This window comes from Neisseria sp. HMSC061H08 (assembly GCF_001836795.1).
Lineage (GTDB): Bacteria > Pseudomonadota > Gammaproteobacteria > Burkholderiales > Neisseriaceae > Neisseria > Neisseria subflava_A.
In genome coordinates this window covers 2,620-4,493 of sequence record NZ_KV830591.1, presented here as the reverse complement: position 1 = coordinate 4,493, position 1,874 = coordinate 2,620, and the positions used below count along the sequence as shown (strand labels likewise).

Genomic DNA, 1,874 nt, shown 5'->3' with positions numbered 1-1,874 from the left:
TTTGGTTTTCGGCAAGGTAGGCGTTTACTTGATCGGATGGCGGATTTTTTGTTCGCCGTAGGTGATGGAGATGCTGATGCCAGAGTAGGCGTAGGTTGGGTCAAGCCCCAACATTTTATTTCGATTATGAGAAAGGCCATCTAAAAACCAAATTTATTTTCAGACGGCCTTTTGATAGTTCGGTCTTGACCTCAACCTACACTTGTTTTACATAAAATTTTGTGTCTCTATTTGAAAAATCTAAATAACAACATTCCACTTTACCTATTGAATTGATTATAGTTGAAACAGGAATATTAAGAAGCCTAATACCCAAATCATCAATTTCAAAATCATTAATTCCACTCTTATAGAGGTAGCTTATTATTTCACCATTAATTTTTCCAAGCCAATTAAAAGAAATATCTTCTAAAAAAAACTTATTTGGTTCAAATATCTCTATCGCTTGAAGCTGATTTTTATCATCATAAAAACAATGGATATTCAACTCGGGAAAAACATCCATAGGAACTCGAGAGTATGATGACTTATAAATCTCTTGTACATCAGAACTAAATATTGCACGAACTTGTTTTCGATTCAGATTTGATGAAATAATATTTCCACAATTTTCTATTTTTTTTGAACTAAAATAAAAAAAATTCATAATTTTTTGCCTAAACAATATTACCATTTTCGTAAGATGCATAGAACAAACCATGTCTTATCCATTTTGTTCCATCGGCAGACAGATAACGACTATATCTAAATTTTATTTTTCCAGGCTCATAAAAAATTTCTTCAATATTCAGTGTAATTGCTTTCTCAACCATAGCATAAATTCCTTTGGTTTATATATTTCAGTATAAGTATGACGTAAGAAATATGACGCCGAGTGTTACGACTTACTTCTTTTTGATTTTAAGGTTTATATAAGTTATGGCTTTCTCGGGTTCGAAGTGATAAAGAGAGTCTTTACTTTTCAACTATAAAAATATGAGATAGTTCCATGGGAAAACTGTAATTTAAGTTTTAATAAAGCATCTTCTAGGCGATATAAAAATTTTATATAATTTCCATTTGGTTTATATTTATATATAAGTTGTATTTCAATAGTCTCATAGCTACTTTCTCCAAAATCTTCAAAAACTTGACCTGATTCAATATATTGAATATATGAATTTATTTTTTCTTGCAACAAAAACAAATGCTCGTTATCCCATTTTAAATGATCAGAAATAGTTAATATGAGTATTCCATTTTCAATAGAGGCTGAATCAATTACATTCTCTTCCAAAATAGACATTATCTTTTCCTTTCAATGATAACTTTAGTAGGTTCAATTTTGGTCCCCTTTGGATAGCCCGGTTTTCCCTTACCGACCACTGTTGCTCCCGTTCTTTCAATTTCAGGAAAAGCTTTTTTCTGATTTTTGGTAAGTGGCGCAGTTATTGAAGCCTTACATTCTGTACAAACATCAAGACCACCTTCTTTCGAAATAATATCAAGCCTAGTTTTTACACCACTTTTTGTTTTAACTGTAATCTGTCTTTGCGGTTTAAAGCCTTGTTTAACTTTCTTCTGATAAATTTCCATCTCAAAATCCTCACCAGATTTTTTATTTTTTTCCAGTTGATCTTTACGATTTTTATGTTTGATTCCCTTGCTAGCCAATGCCGTATCCGGAATCCTGTCCCCCTTCGCAACATTGCCGTTTGCAGGGATACGGATATTCCCCGCACCCGCCAATAAGGGATCTCTGCCGGTAACGGTCGGCTTGATGTTTTTCAGGTTGCCAACGCCCGCAATAATCGGGGCTTTTATCCTCGGATTGGGGTTGACAAAGCTCATCAGCCAGTCGGCAACGTTCAGCGCAAGCTCTTCGTTTTTCCGCT

At 33.9% G+C, this 1,874-nt stretch carries 2 protein-coding genes and 1 pseudogene; all 3 read right to left on the bottom strand.

Annotation, left to right across the window (positions count from 1 at the left end; all coding sequences use genetic code 11):
- Positions 1-196 precede the first annotated feature (196 nt).
- A complete protein-coding gene (locus HMPREF2675_RS10640) occupies positions 197-505 on the bottom strand; it encodes a hypothetical protein (protein WP_070815044.1) in 309 nt (102 codons plus the stop codon).
- 456 nt (positions 506-961) lie between these two features.
- A complete protein-coding gene (locus tag HMPREF2675_RS10635) occupies positions 962-1,285 on the bottom strand; it encodes a DUF6572 domain-containing protein (RefSeq protein ID WP_070815042.1) in 324 nt (107 codons plus the stop codon).
- Positions 1,285-1,874: pseudogene (locus HMPREF2675_RS10630) on the bottom strand (hypothetical protein); the annotation flags it as partial. The gene HMPREF2675_RS10635 and the pseudogene HMPREF2675_RS10630, both read right to left, overlap by 1 nt.